Genomic DNA, 21,985 nt, shown 5'->3' with positions numbered 1-21,985 from the left:
ACAAAAAAAATTTTAAAAAAATTTAAAATTTTTTTAAAATGCTATTGACGTAAATAATTCGTTTTGCTAATATAAATACATCACGCGGGCATAGCGAAGTTGGTTATCGCGCTGGCCTGTCACGCCGGAGATCGCGGGTTCGAGCCCCGCTGCTCGCGTCAAAAACCTTCCTCGATGAGGAAGGTTTTTTTATTAAAAGAGAAAAATCGGGTATTAGCGCAGCTGGTAGCGCACTAGCTTCGGGAGTTAGGGGTCGGCGGTTCGAATCCGCCATACCCGATATTTTTTAAATCTGTCGTTTTGGCAGATTTTTTTTTGCATTTTTTTATTTGGCGCCGGATGGTAGCGGACACGCGAAAGCGTGTGTGTGCAAACACCGCAAGCGCGTAAGACGCTGTAGCCGCGGACAGCCGTTTTTACAATTTTTTTTTGCATAACCAACAAGTGTTTTTTTTAGAAAAATTGTGCGCCTCCTTATAAATAAAAAATTCTTTAGTTTTTTTGAAAAAAGTCGAAAATCTTAAAGACTGGTAAGACAATTTTGGAGAGGTTGTCTATGGAAATCTGCTTTTTGACTCGTGAAAAGAACGTTTGCCGCCTTATTATGGAAAGGCTCGAAAATTTTGGATGTCGTTGCTATCTGCAGGACGACTGGAGTTTGCTGTACAAGAGCATTCAGGATTTTAATTGTCAGATTGATATGATTGTCTGCGATTTTACTCTTATAAGTGGCTGTTGCTTTAATCTTTTTGAATCGATTTTTGAGATGGGAAAGAAAATTCCTATAATTTATTACAATGACCCTTCTTCACCCGACGATGAACGTATAAACCACTGGATAAGCCAAAATGAACTTTATTATCAGTTTAATTTTCCGCAAAACTGTATTCCGATTCTCAAAAAATTAAATGAAATAATCTGCGATCCGAGCGTAAAACGGCATATTTCGCTTTTGCAACCGGCAATTCCTGTCGGATGGGAAAAACTTAGGGGGAGCGAAACTCAGCGCGAAATTGACCTTCTAGATTTTAGATTCAGGAACAACCTTTCGCCTGTGCTTTTTCAGCTTTTTGAATACATGTACAAAAACAGAACCAAAGACATGAGCTTGTCCGAACTCGAAAAAGTTTTGTTCAGAAACAAAAAGGATTTTTTTGACCACAAATCGTCTGTTTATTCGTATATTTCAAGATTAAAAAATCAGATTGAAACTGATTCCGCGACAAAAATAAAAATTTTCCGTTCAAGCCGTGGCTGCTACAGGATGGTCGTTTATTGAAAAATAAGAAATAAAAATAAGACAATTCCGCACATATCGCGCGTATATAAGAAAGAAAAAACCGTCAATTGACAGCACCACGCTCTGAATGATAAAATTATGTTACTGTTTTTTAAAAAAGTTTCTGTTTTTTGAGCAAAGCTTTTTTAAATACTCGAAAAAATAGTAAAAAAGGACGTTTTTATCATGAAAAAAACAATGCTTTTCGTTGGCTCTGTAATCATTTTGATTTTATCTGCCATCACCTTTATTTTTATTCCAGCAATGGCACAGGGAGCAGGTCAGGACTCTCCTGTTTTTGGAAAATACGGAAACAAAAAAATTGAATACAAACCAGGAAGCGAATTTGCAAATGCCGTTGCAAATTACACCGAAATGTACAGAAGACAGGGAATTGACTTAAAAGATTCTGACTACTACACAATCTATAATTACGCTTTTGTTTCGGCTGTTCAGGCTATTGCCTATGCAGACAATGTAAAAAAATCTGGCTGGGAACCTTCCAAAGAAAGCGTGGCTCGCCAGATGTACCAGTATTTTACTGATGAAAAAGGCAACTATTCTCCAGAAATCTACAACAGCTATAGCGCAGATGATAAAAGCAAATTGCAGCAGGACCTTACACGCGGCTTAATCTGGAACAGATGTGGCGAAGACTTTTTGGGAACTCAGTCTAAATATGCAGGTCATACTCTTTACGGCTTAAAATCTTCTGACGCAGAAAAAGATTTCTTTGAAAAAATGGCTTCAGAAAAGCGTTCTTTTGACCTTGCTGTTTTTGACAAAAAGGACTATCCAGAGTCCCAGGTAAAAGCTTTTGGCACAGAAAATAAAGACAAGTTCACAAAATACAATTTTTCTGTAATCACAGTAAAAGACCAGTCAAAGGCAAAATCAATCCTGAACCAGCTCACAAAAGAAGAAATCACTTTTTCAGATGCCGTTTCTGAATATTCTGACAAAGCATATTCTGGAGCAGACGGAAAACTTTCTTCAAATTATGGTTATCAGATTCAGAATATCGTTACAAAAGAAGACGACGAAAAGGCTCTTTTTGCTCTCGAATTGAACCAGACTAGTGGACTTGTCGAAACTTCTGCCGGATATTCAATTTTCCATAACGATTTGATTAAAACTGAACCGGACTTTACAGATTCAGCTGTTATTGCCACAGTCCGCTCTTACATCAACGAAAACGAAACTTCTTTAATCGAAAACTATTTTATCGAAAAAGCAAAGGCTGTTGCTTCTGACGCTGAAAAGAAAGATTTTGAAGCAGCTGGCAAGTCTAATGGTGCAAAAGTTGTAAAAGTTCCAGCATTTGCGCTCAACTACGCAAACGACTCAATGCTCGGCTCTCTTCCAGAAGAATTTACTTCGATTTCTGGCGCTTCTACAAACGAAAATCTTTTGAAAAAAGCATTTGCCCTTAAAACCGGAGATGTTTCTGAACCTGTTGTTTCAGGAGATTCAATTCTTGTAGTAAAAGCAACTGGTACTCAGAAAGACAATTTGACAGATTCGAAAAAAGAAGAACTTGCCGGCGCAGTTAATTCTATCGATTCTTATTCGCTCCAGATGGCATTGCTTTCCAGCGACAAAGTAAAGAACGACGTTGCAAATGTTTTCTTTACAAAAATGATGAAAAACTAAAAAAATTGAACAATTTACAATCCGGTATGATTGAAACTGAAGAGCCCTGTCTGGTAAAAGCCGGTCAGGGCTTTTCTGTTTTACACAAGAACAGATTTCTTTACTCAAGATACTCTCCGCAAAAGGCAATTGAGCAGACTATAGCTAATCTGGACATTTTGCCCCAAACTCTCATCCTTTGCTTTTCTCCATGCCTGTGGTACGGCTTAAAAGAGCTTTTGGCTAAGCTTCCAGAAAATTCTCTTATCCTCGGAATAGAAGCAGATAAAAAACTTTTTGAACTGGCAGAAAAAAAATTGGACGAAATAAAAAAGAGCTGTCCTCAAGATTCCAAAAAAGTTCTGCTCACCTCGCCTTCAAAAATAGAAGAGCTTATAAAAAACCTGCCGCATTTTAGACGGACTGTTTCGATTGAAATGAGCGGAGGAACTTTTTTTTTCAAAACCTTGTATTCGCAGACCGCGCTTTTTTCTCAGAATTTTATTGCTTCATTTTGGAAAAACCGAATTACTCTCGTAAAAATGGGCAGGCTCTTTTGTAAAAATTTCTTTAGAAATTTAAGGGAAATTCCTGGAGAGCAGAGCATTCCTCATTCTTCGCCATTTTTTTTAAGGCCGTTTATAGTTTTTGGAGCTGGCGAAAGTACAGAAACTTTTCTGTCAAAAATTTCAAAAGAAACGTTGCAAAAATGCACGGTTTTTGCGGTTGATGCTGCACTTCCTGTTCTTTTAAAATACAAAGTTCAGCCAGATTTTATAATTGCAGTTGAATCCCAGCTGGCAATCGAAAAAGCATATATCGGCGCAAACAAGACAAAGGCTGCAATACTAAGCGATTTGGCTTCAAGACCGGCAGTTCTCCGCCATACAAAGGGGCGGCATCTGTATTTCTATTCGGAATTTTCAGAATGTGAATTTTTAAAAAATGCTGAATCAAAAAATATTCTTCCTGCAAAGATTCCACCGCTCGGTTCAGTTGGACTTACGGCCGTATATCTTGCGCTTTTTATGCGGTTTAATTCGAATGTGCCGGTTTTTGTTACAGGACTTGATTTTTCGTACAGTCTTGGTTTTACGCACGCAAGAGGCGCTCCTGCTCACACGGCAAGACTGATTTCTTCAAACCGCTTTAAGCCTGTCGAAAACTACGATGCCGCTTTTAAGGCAGACGCAAAAACTGTTCCAGGAAAAAATGGACCTGTAATAACGGACACCGCGCTCAAAAACTACGCTGCGCTCTTTGTAAATTATTTTCAGGATTCAAAAAACCTCTACGATGCAGGATTTTCCGGCTTAAACTTAAGTCTTCCGTCCGCAACCACAGAACAAATCGAAAAATTCTGCCAACCGCTCGTTCAAAAAAAAGAAGACGAATTTGACGCCCTGTACGAGCAAAACAAAAAAAACAGTTCTGGCATCAAAATCAAAACAAAAGCATATCTTTTGGAAGAAAAAAATGCGCTTTTGAGAATAAAAGAGTTGCTTTCAAAAGGCGAAAAAGCTATTCCAGCTCCAAAAACAAACCTAAGCGCAGAAATAGAAAATCTTCTGTCAAAAAGAGAATATCTTTATCTGCACTTTCCGGACGGATACAGGTTTGAAGCTGGCAATCTGAGTTTTTTAAAAAGAATCAGCAACGAAATCGACTTTTTTCTAAAAAACTTTGAAAACCTATAAAAAACTAGTCTTCTTTTTCTTTTAGAACTGCAAGGAACGCGCTCTGTGGAAGTTCAACGTTGCCTACCATCTTCATGCGCTTTTTACCTTCTTTCTGTTTTTCGAGAAGTTTGCGTTTTCGTGTAATATCGCCACCGTAACACTTGGCAAGAACATCTTTTCGCACAGGATTTACGGTTTCGCGGGCAATTATTTGACTTCCGATTGCTCCTTGAATAGCAATTTTAAACTGCTGGCGAGAGATTTCGTCTTTTAAGCGTTCGCACACTTTTTTTGCGCGGGCAACGGCTCCAGGGCGATAAGCAAGAAAAGAAAGAGCATCCACAGGTTTTGAATTTATCAAAATATCAACTTTTACAAGGTCTGTCGGACGATATTCAATTACTTCGTAGTCAAAACTTGCGTAACCGCGACTATAACTTTTGAGCCTGTCATAAAAGTCAAAAAGCACTTCAGAAAGCGGCATTTCGTAAATCAATTCAACGCGTTTTTCGTCAAGATAAGTCATATTTTTTTGAATTCCGCGTTTTTCAGTACAAAGATTCATAATCGAACCGATAAATTCTGTCGGAGTGATGATTGAAGCGCTGATGTAAGGTTCTCTCGCTTCTTTTATTTTTGTTTCTGGGAATTCAGTCGGATTGTCAATAATCATTTCCGTGCCGTTCGTAAGAGTACAATTGTATTCTACTGAAGGTGACGTAAAAATAACTGCCTGATCATAATCGCGTTCAAGACGTTCCTGAATAATTTCAAGATGCAAAAGTCCGAGGAATCCACATCTAAAACCATTTCCAAGCGCAATGGAATTGTCTTTGTCATAAGTAAGGCTCGCATCGTTGAGCTTTAATTTTTCCATGCTGTCTTTAAGTTCTTCGTAATCGTTTGAATCCATCGGATAAATGGAAGAAAATACAACTGGCTTAACCTCTTTAAATCCTGGCAAAGGCTCGTCTGCCGGATTATCTGCAAGAGTTACAGTATCGCCAACGCGGACATCGCTTACAGTTTTACATCCTGCAATAATATAACCAACATCGCCCGCTTCGAGATATGGTTTTTCTTCGTAATTTATTTTAAAAATTCCAATTTGTTCAACCTTGTAGTCAGTACCATTGGACATAAAGCGGATAAAATCGCCTTTTTTGATCCGACCTTCCTTAACGCGAATATGAATTATAACTCCACGATATTCATCATAATGGCAGTCAAAGATAAGAGCCTGGGCTTTTCCTTCTGGATTACCAGACGGAGGAGGAAATTTAGAAACAATGGCTTCCATTAAGTCGTCGATTCCTTCACCAGTTTTTGCGCTTACCAAAACCGCATCTTCTGGATCAAGTCCAAGGTCGTGTTCAATCTGTTTTTTTACCGAAGGAATATCGGCAGACGGAAGGTCAATTTTGTTTACAACAGGAACAATAGTCAAATCATGCTCCATTGCCATAAAAAGATTGGACATTGTTTGACTTTCAACACCCTGACTAGCATCAACTAAAATCAGGGCACCTTCGCAGGAAGCGATCGCACGAGAAACTTCGTAAGAAAAATCAACATGTCCTGGAGTGTCGACAAAGTTAAGCTCATAGTCGTTTCCGTCTTTTGAATGATATGGAATTGTAACCGCCTGGCTTTTTATCGTAATTCCGCGTTCACGCTCAATATCCATGTTGTCGAGAATCTGATTTGTCATTTGACGGTCGTCAATGATTTTTGATTTTTGAATAAGACGGTCAGAAAGAGTTGATTTGCCGTGGTCAATGTGTGCAACAATACAAAAATTGCGTTTATATTTCATTTCTGTCATAGAGTGCCAATTTTATTAGAAATAGTTAGGACTGTCTAGCGGAGCCGCAATTCCTACATTTATATCTAAATATCCTTTTTTTCTATTTTTTGCATATATTTCCGTATACAAGGTTGTATTTTCTTTATCAAAGTTTATGTTTTTTATTTCGACAGGATCGTTTTCCGAAAAACCCGATTCGTCCGCAATTGAACCTTTTACGACCGTTTCAATCTGATATTTTCTGCGTCCCTCAGAAAGCGGAGTAAGCTTCATGCCGAAAATTGCCGTAAAAGAGCTTGAAATTACATCATTTTTATAAAAAATATAACCAGGATTCAACGGTCTTGAGGAAACATAAACGTTAACCTCATTTTCTGCCAAATCTTCGTCCCGGAGATATTTTACTTTGATTATAAATCCAGAAGAAATTCCAAGCATTTTTTTCTTTAAATCTTCAAGATTTTTTATCGTTGAACCTTCAATCGAAGTAATCAGGTCGCCGGCCTTTAGCCCTGCCCTGTGTGCGTTTCCGCCCGGCATTACATAATTCAATTCAACGCCCAAATCTCTGCCGCCAACTCTTTTTGTGCGACCGTTTGCTTCCAGCCAGCTGTGGTCATATTTTCCGCCATTCAACAAGACAGGAAGTTCCGAAATTAAGTATTCGACAGGTATTGCAAAGTTTAGTCCAGAATACTGAAGTATTCCTGCAAAAACAATCGCCTGAACATTTCCATTTTCGTCAACACACGGACCACCGCTATTTCCTGAATTAACGGCAGCATCAATCTGCATAACGGGTCCTGCGCTAAAAAGAGAACGGTCGCTTGCACTTACAATGCCACTTGTCAAAGTGCGGTCAAGCCCAATCGGAGAACCAATACAATAAACCTTATCGCCAACCTCAAGGCCTCCGCTCGAACCAAGATTAAACACATAAGGAGCGTCAATTTCGGCTTTTAGCACAGCAAGGTCAACGCCACTGTCCCAGCCCACAACTTTTGCTGGAATACGGGTTTCTGAATCCTCAGCAAGTTTTACATATAACCGCACATAACCTTCATATTTTGGATTTACGAGGTCTGCAATTACGTGATGATTTGTTACAATATATCCGTCTTTAGAAATAAAAAATCCCGAACCGATTACACGGTCAGCGTACCCCATTCCGTTTTCAACTTTAATTCCCTTGTCAACCCAGACAGTTACAGTTCCTTTTATAAGTTCTGAAACTTTTTTTCCAGAATTTTTGTCCGAACCAAAAGATTTTAAGACTTCCAGACAGAGGGAATCCAATTCATCGGTATTTTTTTCGAGTTTTTTGCTTTGTACTCCGCCAAGATATTCCAAAGCATAACACAATCTTCTAGCTTCCAGCCATTTGTTTTCTTCAATAGCCTTTTTATATTCAGAAACAACATTTTCTTCACATTTTTCGAAGGTTTTCTGGTCTTTTAGCAAAAAAGCACGCCAATAGGCCTGAACACAGTCAGTTTCGCCAATTTCTTCAATTCTTTTTATTTCTTCTTTTTTTACGTCTTCAATCGTGTAATCTGGCAATTCAAAACTTTCAGAAAGTTCGGTTGATTTACAGCCGTTTATGCAGATAAAAAGCAAGGAACAGCCAAGGGTTGCGATAATTTTTTGTCTCAATTCAATTTTCTTCATTTTATTCATCTTTTTTATTTTTATTTTTCGGACAAACTGCTTTCTTTTGTAGAATTAGGATTATCCAGTACAATCTGCGCAAAAATATACAGTCCGCTTTTTACGGCAAACATTCTTTTTGAACCATTTTCTACAATAATATAAACACTTTTGCCTTCGTTTTGGTTAAATGTTTTTAGAATTTTTTCTGCATCGTCTTTTGAACCAGCGTTTTCAATCCAGTAAACTTCGGAAACGGAATCTTTTATTACATTCAATTTTTTTTCGTTTTCAAAAATGCTGACAGGTTTTCCATTTTTTATGGTTACAGTAACTGGAACTTTAGACCAGGGCCTGTAAAAAGTGGATTTTTCAACCAAAGAACCGTCTTTTTCCGCAAAACTTTTTTCGTAACGAACGTCCCACTCCCCATCTCCATCCAAATCCCATAAAGAAATTTTTCCTTCTCCGCCAGTGTATTCTTCTGTGTAGTCAGCAATTGTGTCACCGTTCATATCAATCTGAATCATCTTTACAGGTGCATTCAAGGCTTTTGTCAAAAAGTTCGGCTCGTATTCCAGTCCAGTTTTTTTGATATTCTGAATTTCAGTCCCGTAAGTTTCCGTCAGTTCAAAAAAACCGTCATTATCCATATCGACTGTGCGGCTTTCTGGAAGTCCGTCCTTAAACTGCATCTGCGCATACATTTTTTGATTTTCGTAATAACGGGCAAACACGGGTTTTCCATCAAGAAGGTTAAAGACAACCACGGCATTTTCGCGCTCAGAACAAGGGACCGAACAATTAGAAGAAGAATCAATCAGTTTTTGAACTGAAATATTTTCAACTTTTTCCAAAACGGAAGGAATAAAAAAATCTGTTCCAGTCAATTTTTTTATATTTTCATCCGCACCAATAGAAAAAGGCGTCCAAAAAAGAGTTTGAGGCACAAGGAAGAAGGAATATTCGGTTTTGTCTTCGCATTTGTAAATGGCACTGACAACAGCAGGCCAGTTTCCGTATTCAATTTCAATCGATTTTTCCGGAATCTGAAGTTTTACAGGTTCTCCAAAATCACAACTAGCGCTCCAATCAGGCATTTCGTCCTGATTTTCGTCATATATGATTTTTTGAGGACGACCGCGCGAATATTCAATTTTAAGGTTAAAATCTAGATCGCCGTCCGTATCTTTGTAAATCGTTCCAGAATATTGATTTAAATATTCACCAAGCTCCTGCCTAGATTCTTCTTTTTTTAAGGCTGAAGCAAATTCCTGCAAAAGCGCAAAATCAATTTCTTTATCGGCAAAAGAATAAAAATAATCCAAAGCCTTTTCTTCTGGCAAAAGTTCAATGCCTTCTTCAAGAGAAGCAATCAAATATAAAGGAGAACGCTGATTTTTTGCGTTAAATGATTTAAGCCTCCTGATTTTGTTTTCGCCAGTCGAAAAAACAGCAAGATAAATTTCAAGTTCCGCAGAAAGCGAAGGATTTTTGTAAAGAAGATTTATAAAACTGTCGGCAAGTTTTGCATTTTTTTCATTCCTGCCACCAAGCGCATATTCGTGCTCAAAAAAAAGTTTTGGAAACCGAAGGTCATCAGGATAAATTCTTCTTGCAGAATCAATTTTATTTCTTGCTTTTTCAAGAAACGTGTCAGTTCCAAGATTGTAAAAAATTTTAGAACGGATAAATTCGGCATCTGCTGAATATAAAAAATGATCACCATCCAAAACTTCAAGCGCCTGCTCAAATTTTCTGGTTGAGCATAAAACATCGGCATAGAGAATTCTTGCAGTCTCCTTGTTGTAATCGACCCAAAATTCACAATCAAGAGCTTTTTCAATCAAAGGAAAAATTTGATATTTAGGCGCATTTTGGGCGCTTTTTGCAACAGAACTCATATACCAAAGGTCAGAAATAGAATCATCAAAGGCAAGGCCAAGTTCTGCGCTCGAAGCAGTGGCATTCCAGTTTTTAGAAGCAGCATACTGCTCAGCAACCTTCAAATAACGAAGAGCCGTTTTTCTATTTGCTTCACCAGCAGAAAGCACCTGAGCATAAAGACAATTTGAACAAAAAAAAGAGAGGAAAAAAAATACAGCGCAAAAACTTTTTTTTAAAGACGAATTCATAACTATATTTTATCGTCTTTTTAAGCAAAAAAAAAGTCCTTCCATTGTATTGCAAACGGAAAGACTTTTTATCAAGTTTTCAAAAAAACTAGCGTGCTGGAGCCACTGTAATTACCTCAGCTTCTGCTGGAGTAAGAACTGTAATTTTGTCGCCAAGATTAATGTCTTTTACACAGAAAACATCGCCGATGTTGATTTTTGAAACGTCAATTACAACGCGAACAGGAAGATCTTTTGGAAGAGCCTTAACCTTGATTTCAGGAATGTGCTTAACCATAAATCCGCCCTTGAGAACGCCGGCAGCAGTTCCTTTGTACTGCAATTTGAACTGGCGTGTTACAGGCTTTTTGTTGCTTACAACAAAGAAATCTGCGTGAAGAACTGAATCTGTAATAATATCATATTCTGCATCGCGGATAAAAGCATCGTAATCTTTGCCATCGAATTTAAGAGTAATAAGAGTTGTGGCAGTAATATTGCGCCAAACTTTGTTAAACTGAACTGAATCTACAGTAACAGATGTTGCTTTGCCTTCTTCGTCATAAATAACAGCTGGGATTTTTCCTGCTGCACGAAGAGCTTTTGCTGCTTTTTTACCTGTCTCGTTGCGTACAGATGCTTCAACTACAAACTGTTCCATTTTATAGAACTCCTCAATTTTGAGCGGTCTTCAAAACAATCATACAAAAGTTTTGCCAGCCCCTCTTAATTTTTATCGGAAAACATATCCGACAGTTCAAAAAGTATCTCAAAAACAGGTCAAAAAGTCAATATATTTTGCCGGGCGGCTTTTTGGCAAGCAAAAACCAGGCTGTCCACACTTCCGGCTTTCGCCTCCATTCCTGCGCTACGCTCCGGAACGCCTCAGGCGGTGTTCCCATCCTTGCCGCAAACTGCCAGGACGACAGGATTCGGTCTCCAGTCGAAAACTTCCTGTTTTAATCATTTTGGGCAAAAAAAATCTGGATTCCAAAAAACATTGAAATCCAGATTATATTATCTGCTGGGACGACAGGATTCGAACCTGTGGAATACCGGCACCAAAAGCCGGGGGCTTACCGCTTGCCGACGTCCCAAAAAATTGACTATAAAAACTAATCTTCGCCTTCGCCGGCTTCTTCTACTACGTGTCCGGCATTATATTCGGCTAAGATTTTATCCTGCAAAGCCGCGCGGAACTCGGGACTGATTGGATGCGCAACATCCTTGTATTCTCCGTTTGCCGTTCTTCGGCTTGGCATTGCAATAAAAAGACCTGCTTTGCCTTCAATAATCTTTACATTATGAACGACAAATACACCGTCAAAGGTTACTGTTACATAAGCTTTAAGCTTGCCTTCGGCCGTTACCTTTCTAATACGCAGTTCTGATACTTCCATATAAGTACTCCTCCGTTGCAAATAATTAAAAAGAAGGTTTTATGCAATTACACAGTTTGACCAACTTTTTTTTAACAATGAATAAGCATTTTCGGCACTTTGTTTTGTTTCAAAAACACCGAAAACTGTTGCTCCAGAACCAGACATATCCGCCCAAAGAGCACCACTGTTTTTTACATCCCGCAAGGCAAGGCCTATTTTTGGGTATTTTTGCAATAACGCAGAAGTAAAACTGTTTACAAAGGTCCAGTCTTTGACAGGGCTTCGATATATGGTTTCTAAATCTGCCAGATTCGGACAATCTAAAATACTGCCCGTCTCATATGTTTTATCAACAAGCGAATAAGCCTCTTTTGTAGAGCTATGAACGCCTGGAAAAACCAGTAAAAAGAACAAATCATCTCGCGGTAAAATCTGCTTTACAAATTCCCCACGCCCAGTAACGACAGCACAACCACTTTTGTCTTGTTCTTCTCCACTGTGAAGAAAGAAAAAAACATCGCTTCCAACCTGCGAAGCAACCTTGTCTGCAAGTTCACTGCTTAAATAAATTTTGTTGATTTTTGCCAAAACCTTTAAGAAGTAAGCCGCATCCGAAGAACCACCACCAAGTCCGCCTCCACTGGGAATATTTTTTTCTAAAAAAACCTTTACGCCAGTAGAACAGCCAGTTAAGGAACAAAAAGAGCTGTATGTTTTTGTCAGCGTATTTTCTGCAGGAAGGTCGTTAAAACCTGGCGCAAAAACCGCACAAGTATTTTTTTCTGGCAATACAGAAACAATAAGTTTATCGTAAAGCCTGACAGTTTGAAAAATACTTTCGATATTATGAAATCCGTCTGCCCGCTTTGGAAGAACCTTTAATCCAAGATTTACCTTTGCAGGAGCCAGAATTTGAATATCTGACATAATTTAATTTTATACGTTTTTTTCAGGCTCGTCAATTAAGTTTTAAAAAAATGATTTTTGCGGTAACGATTGCAGCAGAGGCGCAGCCGTTCCGGAGCAAAGCGCAGGAATGAGCGCAGCGAACCATGGACGTGACCTGCCGAAAGTCAGGAACCGCCCTTAAAAATAAAAGATTTTTCTAAAGATTTCAATTGACTGACTGGGCTGTAAAAATTTATGATATGGTACGCGTTGAGCGGGGGAAGGCAAAATGTTCACAAGTGACTCTTTCATTGACTCATTTTCGGGCTCTGGCTTTTCGTACTCAGACGAATACGACGAAGATTCGGCAGATTATGATGATTCTGCGATTTACGACGACGATTCGCTGAACGATTTTGAAGACGACGATATTTACGATGAGTCTTTTGATGATGATCTGGAGGAAGATGACGCTTCGAGCGAAGATTCCTCAATGGACAATAGCTTTAATGACGATTTTGAAGAAATGTAGGAATCGCTTTTAAGGTTATTTTCAGTTAAAACGGGAAGCAGGAAAATATGTCACACACACATATTCTCCGGCCTCCTTTTTTTTTGCCAAATGTTTTTACAAAAAGTAAAATCTAGCAAGCTCAAATAGAACGCTCAAAACTTATGCGTTTTCTGACTGAGAGCCTTTTATAAAATTTCCTGCGTGCCAAAGTTTTTCCAGTTCGTAAAAATTGCGGGCATCTGCCGACATAAGATGCACAAGAACTGAGCCAATGTCGATTACGTTCCAGTCGTCGCCACCAGCTGTTTTTGTATGCGTAAGGTGAATCTGCATGTCATTTTCCTTTACGTAATCTTTTATCTGCTTTGCAAGTCCCTGCCAATGTGCTGAACTATGAATTGTTGCAATTACAAAGAAATCTGCGCAACTCGTGAGTTTTGTAACCTCAATAACCGTAACATCGTCGGCCTTGCTGTCTTCGAGAAGCTGCGCAAGTTCGAGAGCCTGTTCTTTTGCTGTTTTTTCTGCCATTCTATTTTCCTCCAGTATTTTTTACGTAGCGTCCGTCAAAGTCTTTTCCAAGAATAATCGTAAAATCGACATTTGAACTGGTTTCGTATCCGTTATCATAGTTGTCTTCCGAGTCTGGCTTTATTTCTTCGTCAACTATGTTTGTGCAGTGAATAAAGTCGCCAAGGTTTTTTGCAATATCTGCGTTACCTATGTGATTTATAATCTGCGTTTTTTCTATATCCTGCCGTTCCGCATTCAAAGTACTCAAAACGTCATAGCCGGCACTTTTTAGCAAGGCTGCTGTATTTCGTGCCAATCCCTGAACCAGAGTTCCATTTTGAATTTCCAGCACGTAAATGCGGTTTACAGACATATCTTCCAAATCCACAAGAGCATTTGAAGCCTGTTTTACAACATCTTTTATGAGCTGACCGTCGTAAAAAGGAAACAAAAGTTCTTTTCCATCGACCATTCGCCTTGAACCAGTTATTGATTGAGGAATAAGACGCTCATAATCGACATTTGAAATTTCTGAAAAAAGCTTATGCAAGTCTTTTTCGCTTAAGTTTGAACTTATCCGCTTTTGGTAAAACGGAAAATTGTTTTTGTTGAGGAGAGTTCTTGAATCACGGTTTACTGCGCTCAAAAACGCAAGAATTACGTTTTGTCTTCTGTCCACAACCTCGGCTTCTGTTTCTTCCGATTTTGAATAAGTCAGATAAGTATTGATTTTGCTTCCGTCAAGAGTTACAGAGCCACTCGGTAAAAGCCATCGCTCTCCGTCGTCTGTTTTTACATCAACCGGTGCAGGAACAAATACTTTCAGTCCACCGAGCATATCCGTAAGTTCGCTGAAATTTGAAAGGCTCATTTCGAGATAAAACGGAACCGGCAGACCGATCAGATTTTCAATTTCGGATTTAAAAACATCAATTCCCTTTTCGGTGTAAATTGCATCGATTCGATCTACACGTCCAAGGCTTTTAAAAATCGCACCAGTGTTTCCCAAAATGTTTATCAACGCTCCACGCTTTGAAACTGGATAATAAATAAAAACGTCCGAAAAGAGAACCTGCTTTTTATCCTCGAGGACGATGAGAGTTTTTATTACGCTGTCATTTTTCAGACTTTCGTCGACAGTATCAACTTTTAAGGAAAGCGCAATAAATGTCGTCACCGCAACAAGAATGACAAAAATCAAAACAAGAAAAAGCCCGCCTTTATTTCCTCCGCCGCTGTGCCCCATTGATTTCATCTCTTTTCTCCCATAAAAACTCAATTTTGCCTTTTGAATAACTATTACGTTTTACGGCTTTAATTTTGCTTCAAGCTCAGCCTTAAGTTCATAAGAAGGTTTTGCAACTTTTTTTCCGCATTTTTCAAGATAGTCGATATTTTCTTTCAAAACGCAAAGTGTCAATTCGTCCAAAGATTTTGAAAAAAGGTTTTTACGGTATTCGTCGGTCGACTGAGGCCTTCCTGGTTCGATTTTGTCCGCCGCAAAAAGTATTTTTCCCAAATCAGAACTTTCGGCCGCTGCAAAAGTATGGTTTGCAATTGCAGAAACAACATTTTTGTCTTTTACTCCGAATTTCGTCTGAATTAAAACTGCCGCCGCCCTTCCATGTAAAAGTCCAGGTTTGTTCTGTTCAAGCAAAGAAACAGGGTTCTGATCTTCCGAAACGAGTTTTAAAACTTCGTTGGTGGAAAACTCTTTGCACATATCATGTGCAATTCCTGCCAAATAGCCGATTTTTGGTTCTAATCCATAAAGAGCGCACATTTTTTCGGCAGTCTGAGCTGTCCTCACTGAATGTTCGTATCTTGATTCGGAAACCACAGTTTTTACATAGTCTTCAATTTTTAAAATAACCTGACTGAGTTCTTCGGGATTATTCAGATCCACCGTTTTTACAGCCATATAAACCTCGTTTTTTAATATATTCAAAAACGGCATCGCTTACAAGATAACGCCAGGCTTTGCCATTTTGAATACAACTCCGGATTTCTGAAGAAGAAATTTCAAGCTGAGGGTTGTGCACTTTTACATGCGGAAAGTTAAAATCTCTGACAGAAAATCCTTTTTTTTCAATTTTATATTCACCTATCGCCTTGTTCCGGCTATTTCCAGCATCCTGTTTCAATTCGTCTTCGCGCACGGCAAGAATCAACTGGCATTTTTCTGCAAGAAGTTCTGCATTTTTCCAGTTTTCAAAATGAGATGCCAAGTCAAAACCAAAAATCAGACCGATTTTGTCCGTAAGACGACCTGCATATTTTTTTTCAAGCGCGCAAACCGTGTCCCAGGTATAAGAAATCCCTTTTTTTTGAATTTCATAGTCTTCCGCTTCAAAACGCGAATCACTTTTTACAGCAAGTTCTACCATTTTTAAGCGATCTTCTGCTGAAGCAGCATCTGCCATTTCTTTGTGCGGAGGCAAAAAACAAGGGACAAACAGGACTTTATCGTATCCAAGTTCCTGGCAAACACAGTCGGCAAGAACAAGGTGTCCTATGTGAACTGGATTAAAACTTCCGCCAAGGACAGCTATTTTCAATTTTCGCTTCCTGGAAACTGAATTTCGGCATCATCGTCAACCGAGCGTGTACTCATAAAATCGGGATTTATACTGGTTCCTTCTTTTTTATTTGTAAGAAAAGAACCTGAACTTATACGAGTTCCGTCCGAATTGAACTGTTCTGGCGCTCCGTCAAGTTTTGTAACCAAATCAAGGATTGCAAGGCGAATTTCGTTCATTCCGATGTGAGCAGCTACCGAAACCGCAAGAACTTTTGTGTCCTTTTCTGTTTTTTTAATCATTTCTGCAATTTTAAAAGCGCGTTCTTTTGCACCTTCGAGGTCGATTTTATTGCAAAGGACAATATGCGGTTTTTTGAGCAAATCAGAAGAAAAGCCTTCAAGTTCGCGACAAAGTGTTTCGTAAGCCCCAAAACAAGAATCATCTGAACAGTCAATCATAAAAAGAAGTCCGGCAGTACGGCTTATGTGCTTTAAGAACTGGATTCCAAGACCTTTTCCGTCAGAAGCGCCTTCGATAATTCCAGGAATATCCGCAATAATTACATCGCGCTCATCGCTCGCCTGCAAAACCCCAAGGTTCGGAATTTTTGTCGTAAACGGATAAGGCGCAATTTTCGGTCTGGCATTTGTAAAAACATCCAAAAGAGTTGATTTTCCAGCATTAGGAAAACCGACAAGTCCAATATCCGCCATAATGCTCAGCTCTAAACGAAGTTTTTTATATTCACCTTCCTGGCCTTTATTTGCAATGCGTGGAGCCTGATTTGTAGGAGTTTTAAAGTGAACGTTTCCCCAACCGCCATTTCCACCGCGACAGGCTACAAAATTTTCTTCGCTTGATTCAACGGTAAATTCTTTTAAAAGTTCGTTTGTTTCAAAATCCCTGATGGCAGTTCCTGGAGGAACAGCAATTTCTATATCTTCACCGTCACGACCGTACTTGTTCCAGCCTTGACCGTCGCCACCAGATTTTGCCCTAAAAAAATGCTTGTAACGAATATTCGCAAGAGTGCGCACATTTCTTTTGCAGATAAAAACTACATTGCCGCCATCTCCGCCATCTCCGCCATTAGGACCGCCTCTTGGAATATATTTTTCGCGTCTGAAAGAAATACAACCGTTTCCGCCTTTTCCAGCCTGACATTCAATCACGGCTTCGTCAGCAAATAAATTCATGTGCACCTCCAAAAAGAATTTTTTTATAAAAATCAATAAATACTAAAAAACCCGGACACAGAAAACTGAAATCCGGGCTTGATCAAGTTTATTTTTTATTAAACGTAATCTTTACAGCATTTTGTGCTGAAGTTTATTTTGCTTCTGCAACAACAACATTTGCATATTTTCTGTTGTTGTGTTCGTCAAACATAACTACACCGTCAGCTGTTGCAAACAAAGAATCATCACCAGCTTTCTTTACATTGTTTCCTGGGAAGATTTTTGTTCCACGCTGTTTAATAATAATAGAACCAGCTGTTACAGCCTGTCCACCATATACTTTAACGCCCAAGTGTTTTGGATTTGAATCGCGACCGTTTTTTGCGCCGCTACCACCTTTACTGCGTCCCATAGTAAGCCTCCGCTCAAATTTTCAATTTAGTTTCCCGCTTCGGCAATTTCTTCAAAACTAATATTTTTTGAATAATCTTTTGAAAGCGAATTAAACCCAACTCTCAAAAAATCTGCCGTAAATTTCAAGCAATTTTCCGTTTCCAGACTGCTTTTTTTTACTTCCACGCAAAAAGCGAGATTTCCGCGGGAAGATGTGTCAGCTTCTAAGGTAACATCTTTATTCCGTGAAAGAAACTGCATAGCCGTTTTGAGCAATATTGTAATCGCAGAACAAACTATGTCACTTCCTTTCCTGGAAAAATCAGCATGTCCGTTAGCTTTGCATTTTTTTAACACGCCGTTTTTGCCGGTAAAAAGGGTTACTGCTGTCATAGGCTAAAATTAGCCCTGAATATTTTTTACACGAATATTTGTGTATTCCTGTCTATGTCCGATAAGGCGATGATAGTCTTTCTTGCTCTTGTATTTGTAAACAAGAACTTTCTTGTCGCGGAAGCTGTTTTCTACTTCTACTTCTACTTTTGCACCATTAACGTATGGAGTACCAACTTTTACTGCATCTCCATCGCTAACCAAAAGAACTGAATCAATTGTGATTTTAGCACCGTCTTCAGCATCGATTTTGTCTACCTGAATAAGTGCGTCTTTTTCAGCCTTGTACTGTTTACCTTTGTATTCAAAAAGTGCGTACATTAAATACCTCTTCTACGCCGCAAAGTGTAACGGAAACTCTAACGACTAATATAAAAATTATGAGTACTAGATTTTATCAAATTTTTTGTAAATTGGTCAATAACACCAAAAAATCAAATTACAATTTATAATGGCTTGTGCTCAATGTATGACCGTCATTGTAAACATCAAACCAAATTTCTTTTTTAGAATTCAAATTAAGGGCATCATAGAATTCCTGAATATTCGAAACTTTTTTATCGTTTACAGCAGTAATAACATCTCCGTTCTGGATTCTCATAGCCGCTGCTGGAGATTTTTCCAAAACATTCATTACCACAACCCCCTTAACTTTTTTATCTTCAAGGTTGAATTCCTTTTTAATCTCGTCAGACAAAGGAGCGGCAATAAAGCCTGGCCAAAGTTTTGTATTATCCTGAGTTATTTTGTCCGTGCGTTCTTCAATTTTTACAGAAAGCTCAACGACTTTGCCGTTTCTGATTACTTTGAAGGCTGCTGTTTTTCCGGCAGGAAGATAGCCAACTTCGCGCATAAGTTCATTTTGATTTTTTATAGCCTTTCCATTTACTTCAATGATAAAGTCTCCTGCCTGCATTCCGCCTTTTTGTCCAGGAGAATCAAGGAATACTTGAGAAGCAAGCGCTCCGTTTTTACCAGCTACGCCAAGTTCTTTTTTATAATCATCTTTTACATCGAGAAGACTTACACCAAGCCAGCCATAAGTAATTTTTCCGTTCGAAATAAAATCTTCGATTGATTTTTTAAGAGAGTTAATAGGAAGAGAAAAACCAAGCCCCTGACTTCCGCCACTCGAAGAAGCAATCCAGGTGTTAATTCCAATAACTTCTCCGTAAATATTTACAAGCGGTCCACCTGAGTTTCCCTGATTGATTGCAGCGTCAGTCTGAATAAAATCGTTCATATTTCCAATCTGATCGCCAGAACGTCCTGTTGCACTTACAATTCCCTGAGTAACCGACTGGCTATATCCGAGAGGAGCACCCATTGCAAGAACAATATCACCAACCTTTACATTATCGCTATCGCCAAGAGCCGCAACTACAATATTTGAATCTTTTTTTGCCTCGAAAGAAACAAGGGCAATGTCAGAACGCTCATCTGCGCCAACAAGTTTTGCATCAAATTTCTGTCCATCGTTTAAATTAACAGTGATTTTTGTTGCCTTGCCTGCAACGTGATTATTTGTAAGAACATAAACAGTATCTCCAGTACGGCGAACAACTACACCAGAACCAAGACCTTTCTGTTCGTATTCACGGGTGCGGTCTTTTTTCTCAGAACCATTCGGATTTCCAAAGAACCAAAACGGAAAATCATCAAAAGGATTTGTCTGAGTGACAGTTGTTTTTTCTGTAACATCAATCTCAACGACAGAAGGAAGAACTCCGGCAGAAATTGAATTAAAAGAATTCTGCAAAGCTTCAATCACATTCAAACTGTCTGCTGGAATTGCAACTGCCGGTTTTGACTCTGCAAATACCGTATCGGCAGTTCCTTCAACCTTTATCTTGCTGCACGAAAAACTAACGGCTGCAAAAGCAAGAACTGCGGCAGAAACACCGCAAACTATTTTAGATGTAATATTTTTCATATTTTTAAGAACCTCCAAAAAAAGCAATTTTTTTTCGATATTGTCTATATACAAATATAATCAAAAAAAATCTGGATAGTTACAAAAAAAACTAGCAAACAAGGTCGTCGCAAAGTGTAAGAATTTCCGTATGGTCTTCAAAAACAGCAACAGTATGCTCTTCGTGGCAACTCCACTTTCCGTCATTTGTAAGGACAGTCCAACCGTCATCTGCGGTATGGACATCTGCCGTTCCCAAATTTATCATCGGCTCAATGGCAAGAACCATTCCCGGTTGAATTCTCGGATTTGGACCGCTCATCGGACAATTTGGAATACTAGGATCTTCATGAACGCCAAGACCTACTCCGTGCCCACAATAATCATAAACAACTCCATATCCGTATTTTCCGTTTGCAACGTCGTTTACAGCATTTGAAATATCGCGAATTCTGTTTCCAGCAACACAGGCTTCAATCCCAGCGCGCAAACTTTCTCTTGTTGCCTTTACAAGTTTTTTATATTCGCTTTTTACATTTCCAACCTGAACAGTATGACAAGAATCAGAAATATAACCGTCAAGGTCAATTCCAATATCAAGAGAAACCAAATCGCCGTCGTGAATAATCTTCTTTTTTGAAGGAACACCGTGAATAACCTGTTCATTTACACTGATGCAGGCTGCTCCTGCAAAATCTTCGGAATACCAGGCAGGAACTCCTCCGATTTTTTTGATAAATTTTACGACTAAATCATCAACGTCTTTAGTGCTCATCCCAGGTTCAACCTGAGGAACAACTTCTCTAAAAAGGTCTGCAAGGGCATGGCAACTTTTGCGAATTCCGTCGATTTCTTTTTCATTCTTTAAGCGAATCATTATATTTTTCCTTCTTGTTGTTATTTTATTCTGACAGCTTCTTCTTCACAAATTCTGGCAGTCCGTTCATCTCCAATACGGCGGTAAGCAGCGGCCATCTTATGCAAAAAAAACGAGTCATCACTATTTCCAAAATTTAATTCAAGAGCGCGCTCCCATGCGTCCAGGCATAGTTCATCAGCAACATTTCCTTCGAGGCGATATTTTAAGACAGTCCGCGCCAAATCCATCACTTCTGGAAAAAAAAGCCTGAAATACGAAAAACTGTATTCCATGCGGATAATCTGCTCCAAAAGAACAAAGGCGTCATAATATTCTTCGTGCAAGACAAGTTCTTCACAAAGAATAAAACCGTAATCCATAAAATCTTCGCGAGTAAACCAGTCTGAAAGCTTAAAACGTGAATGAGTTTTACAGGTTTCGACAAATTCGCGCACCGCATCTTCTTCGCGAGAATGCAAAAGATCAAAAAATATCAATTTTGCAAGGCTTTCTTCATCATTTCTCTGCAAAAGCCAGGTTCTATAATCAAAAGAATTAGAAGGCTGGGTTGAATGAGAACGGTAACGATAAAAATAAGATTCATCAAAAAGAGAACGCTGCCTTACATCAGATAAAATTTCGTACGCTTTAACAAGTTCACGAAAAGCCGCTCCGTCCGTAATATTTCCGGCAGTGTCAGGATGCAAAAGTTTTGCTTTTTTTCTATAGGCACGGCGAATTTCTGCGACAGTTGCGCCAGGCCGAACACCCAAAATTTTATAACAGTCTTCCAAAGTTCTTCAATTATATTCACAATCAATTTTTTTTACAATTAAAGATTCTATTATAGAAAGAGTAAAAAAACACAAGGTTTAAAAATTTCTTGTTCACCCTGTAAAAAACACATTTAAAATAAAAAATGCACCTCCTAAAATTGAACTTTATTTGTCCAACTTTTGAGGTGCACTTCATTTTTTAGGTAGCCTTTATTTTACTTTGCCAAAGTTTTAAGAAGTTCGTGGTTTGTACGAATTCTCTTTAAATTTTTCTTGCTATTAGCTCTGATAGTTTTATTCCAGCGGAGCGGTCTGATTCTTCTCGCAAGTCTCATAAAATACCTCGTTGAATGGATTTTCTGCCATTATATCAAAAAAAATAACAACTCGGCAAGTATAATTTTGCTCGTCTGTCAATAAATAGTCCAAAAATTTATTTTTTCAAATCCTTCATTACATCGCTTAGTTTCATAGTTTTTAATTTGTCTTCCAGAGTT

21 protein-coding genes and 3 tRNA genes are annotated in these 21,985 nt (G+C 38.7%); 6 read left to right on the top strand and 18 right to left on the bottom strand.

The genetic code is table 11. The features are described 5' to 3' along the window. The first annotated feature begins 84 nt into the window (after positions 1-84). From ACT6XC_RS08530 to ACT6XC_RS08510, 5 genes are all read left to right on the top strand, one after another. A tRNA-Asp gene (locus ACT6XC_RS08530) sits at positions 85-158 on the top strand. Positions 159-207: 49 nt separating this feature from the next. Next, positions 208-280, top strand: a tRNA-Pro gene (locus tag ACT6XC_RS08525). A gap of 276 nt (positions 281-556) precedes the next feature. Continuing rightward, on the top strand, positions 557-1,279 hold the full coding sequence (locus ACT6XC_RS08520) for a hypothetical protein (RefSeq protein WP_443741489.1): 723 nt from the start codon (positions 557-559) through the stop codon (positions 1,277-1,279). Between the two features lie 186 nt (positions 1,280-1,465). Then, positions 1,466-2,932 carry a peptidyl-prolyl cis-trans isomerase gene (locus ACT6XC_RS08515; RefSeq protein ID WP_443741488.1) on the top strand — a complete coding sequence of 489 codons (1,467 nt, stop codon included), beginning with the start codon at positions 1,466-1,468 and terminating at the stop codon, positions 2,930-2,932. Positions 2,933-2,958: 26 nt separating this feature from the next. Continuing rightward, positions 2,959-4,608 (top strand): 6-hydroxymethylpterin diphosphokinase MptE-like protein, encoded by a 1,650-nt coding sequence (locus tag ACT6XC_RS08510; RefSeq protein WP_443741487.1) that lies wholly within the window; start codon positions 2,959-2,961, stop codon positions 4,606-4,608. 4 nt (positions 4,609-4,612) lie between these two features. Here the strand turns inward: ACT6XC_RS08510 and lepA are convergent, their stop codons facing one another. The 7 genes from lepA to ispE form a co-directional block, all read right to left on the bottom strand. Then, positions 4,613-6,415, bottom strand: a complete 1,803-nt coding sequence (gene lepA, locus ACT6XC_RS08505) for a translation elongation factor 4 (RefSeq protein WP_443738575.1) — start codon at positions 6,413-6,415, stop codon at positions 4,613-4,615. 15 nt (positions 6,416-6,430) lie between these two features. After that, on the bottom strand, positions 6,431-8,074 hold the full coding sequence (locus ACT6XC_RS08500) for a S1C family serine protease (RefSeq protein WP_443741486.1): 1,644 nt from the start codon (positions 8,072-8,074) through the stop codon (positions 6,431-6,433). A gap of 11 nt (positions 8,075-8,085) precedes the next feature. Continuing rightward, positions 8,086-10,179 (bottom strand): hypothetical protein, encoded by a 2,094-nt coding sequence (locus ACT6XC_RS08495; RefSeq protein ID WP_443741485.1) that lies wholly within the window; start codon positions 10,177-10,179, stop codon positions 8,086-8,088. A gap of 88 nt (positions 10,180-10,267) precedes the next feature. Continuing rightward, positions 10,268-10,819, bottom strand: coding sequence for a 50S ribosomal protein L25 (locus ACT6XC_RS08490; protein ID WP_443738578.1), 552 nt, complete (start codon positions 10,817-10,819; stop codon positions 10,268-10,270). A 363-nt stretch (positions 10,820-11,182) separates the two neighbouring features. Then, a tRNA-Gln gene (locus ACT6XC_RS08485) sits at positions 11,183-11,255 on the bottom strand. Positions 11,256-11,273: 18 nt separating this feature from the next. Further along, positions 11,274-11,558 carry a septation regulator SpoVG gene (gene spoVG / locus ACT6XC_RS08480; protein WP_443738579.1) on the bottom strand — a complete coding sequence of 95 codons (285 nt, stop codon included), beginning with the start codon at positions 11,556-11,558 and terminating at the stop codon, positions 11,274-11,276. 39 nt (positions 11,559-11,597) lie between these two features. Next, positions 11,598-12,467 (bottom strand): 4-(cytidine 5'-diphospho)-2-C-methyl-D-erythritol kinase, encoded by an 870-nt coding sequence (gene ispE / locus ACT6XC_RS08475; RefSeq protein WP_443741484.1) that lies wholly within the window; start codon positions 12,465-12,467, stop codon positions 11,598-11,600. A gap of 250 nt (positions 12,468-12,717) precedes the next feature. Between ispE and ACT6XC_RS08470 the strand changes: the two genes are divergently transcribed. After that, positions 12,718-12,960 (top strand): hypothetical protein, encoded by a 243-nt coding sequence (locus ACT6XC_RS08470; protein ID WP_443738581.1) that lies wholly within the window; start codon positions 12,718-12,720, stop codon positions 12,958-12,960. A gap of 141 nt (positions 12,961-13,101) precedes the next feature. On the opposite strand, the gene rsfS is transcribed toward ACT6XC_RS08470, so the two are convergent. From rsfS to ACT6XC_RS08415, 11 genes are all read right to left on the bottom strand, one after another. Continuing rightward, positions 13,102-13,473, bottom strand: coding sequence for a ribosome silencing factor (gene rsfS, locus ACT6XC_RS08465; RefSeq protein WP_443738582.1), 372 nt, complete (start codon positions 13,471-13,473; stop codon positions 13,102-13,104). 1 nt (position 13,474) lies between these two features. After that, positions 13,475-14,710, bottom strand: a complete 1,236-nt coding sequence (locus tag ACT6XC_RS08460) for an LCP family protein (RefSeq protein WP_443741483.1) — start codon at positions 14,708-14,710, stop codon at positions 13,475-13,477. A 51-nt stretch (positions 14,711-14,761) separates the two neighbouring features. Next, positions 14,762-15,376, bottom strand: a complete 615-nt coding sequence (yqeK, locus tag ACT6XC_RS08455; RefSeq protein ID WP_443741482.1) for a bis(5'-nucleosyl)-tetraphosphatase (symmetrical) YqeK — start codon at positions 15,374-15,376, stop codon at positions 14,762-14,764. After that, entirely contained in the window at positions 15,348-16,013 is a 666-nt protein-coding gene (gene nadD / locus ACT6XC_RS08450; RefSeq protein WP_443741481.1) for a nicotinate (nicotinamide) nucleotide adenylyltransferase, read from the bottom strand. Before nadD ends, yqeK begins: the two co-directional genes overlap by 29 nt. Then, on the bottom strand, positions 16,010-17,173 hold the full coding sequence (gene obgE / locus ACT6XC_RS08445; protein ID WP_443741480.1) for a GTPase ObgE: 1,164 nt from the start codon (positions 17,171-17,173) through the stop codon (positions 16,010-16,012). Before obgE ends, nadD begins: the two co-directional genes overlap by 4 nt. Positions 17,174-17,306: 133 nt before the next feature. Continuing rightward, positions 17,307-17,567: a 50S ribosomal protein L27 gene (gene rpmA / locus ACT6XC_RS08440; RefSeq protein ID WP_078931450.1), complete on the bottom strand. Its 261-nt coding sequence runs from the start codon at positions 17,565-17,567 to the stop codon at positions 17,307-17,309. Between the two features lie 26 nt (positions 17,568-17,593). After that, entirely contained in the window at positions 17,594-17,941 is a 348-nt protein-coding gene (locus ACT6XC_RS08435; protein WP_443738587.1) for a ribosomal-processing cysteine protease Prp, read from the bottom strand. A gap of 9 nt (positions 17,942-17,950) precedes the next feature. Next, positions 17,951-18,262 (bottom strand): 50S ribosomal protein L21, encoded by a 312-nt coding sequence (rplU, locus tag ACT6XC_RS08430; protein WP_443738588.1) that lies wholly within the window; start codon positions 18,260-18,262, stop codon positions 17,951-17,953. 118 nt (positions 18,263-18,380) lie between these two features. Then, complete coding sequence (locus ACT6XC_RS08425) at positions 18,381-19,874, bottom strand: Do family serine endopeptidase (protein ID WP_443741479.1); 1,494 nt, start codon at positions 19,872-19,874, stop codon at positions 18,381-18,383. A 91-nt stretch (positions 19,875-19,965) separates the two neighbouring features. Further along, complete coding sequence (map, locus tag ACT6XC_RS08420) at positions 19,966-20,730, bottom strand: type I methionyl aminopeptidase (protein ID WP_078931446.1); 765 nt, start codon at positions 20,728-20,730, stop codon at positions 19,966-19,968. A gap of 20 nt (positions 20,731-20,750) precedes the next feature. Then, positions 20,751-21,506, bottom strand: a complete 756-nt coding sequence (locus ACT6XC_RS08415) for a J domain-containing protein (protein ID WP_443741478.1) — start codon at positions 21,504-21,506, stop codon at positions 20,751-20,753. Positions 21,507-21,985 lie beyond the last annotated feature (479 nt).

Source organism: Treponema berlinense (genome assembly GCF_052273165.1).
Taxonomy (GTDB): domain Bacteria; phylum Spirochaetota; class Spirochaetia; order Treponematales; family Treponemataceae; genus Treponema_D; species Treponema_D berlinense_A.
The sequence above is the reverse complement of the archived record's forward strand: the minus strand, read 5'-3'. Positions and strand labels throughout refer to the sequence as shown.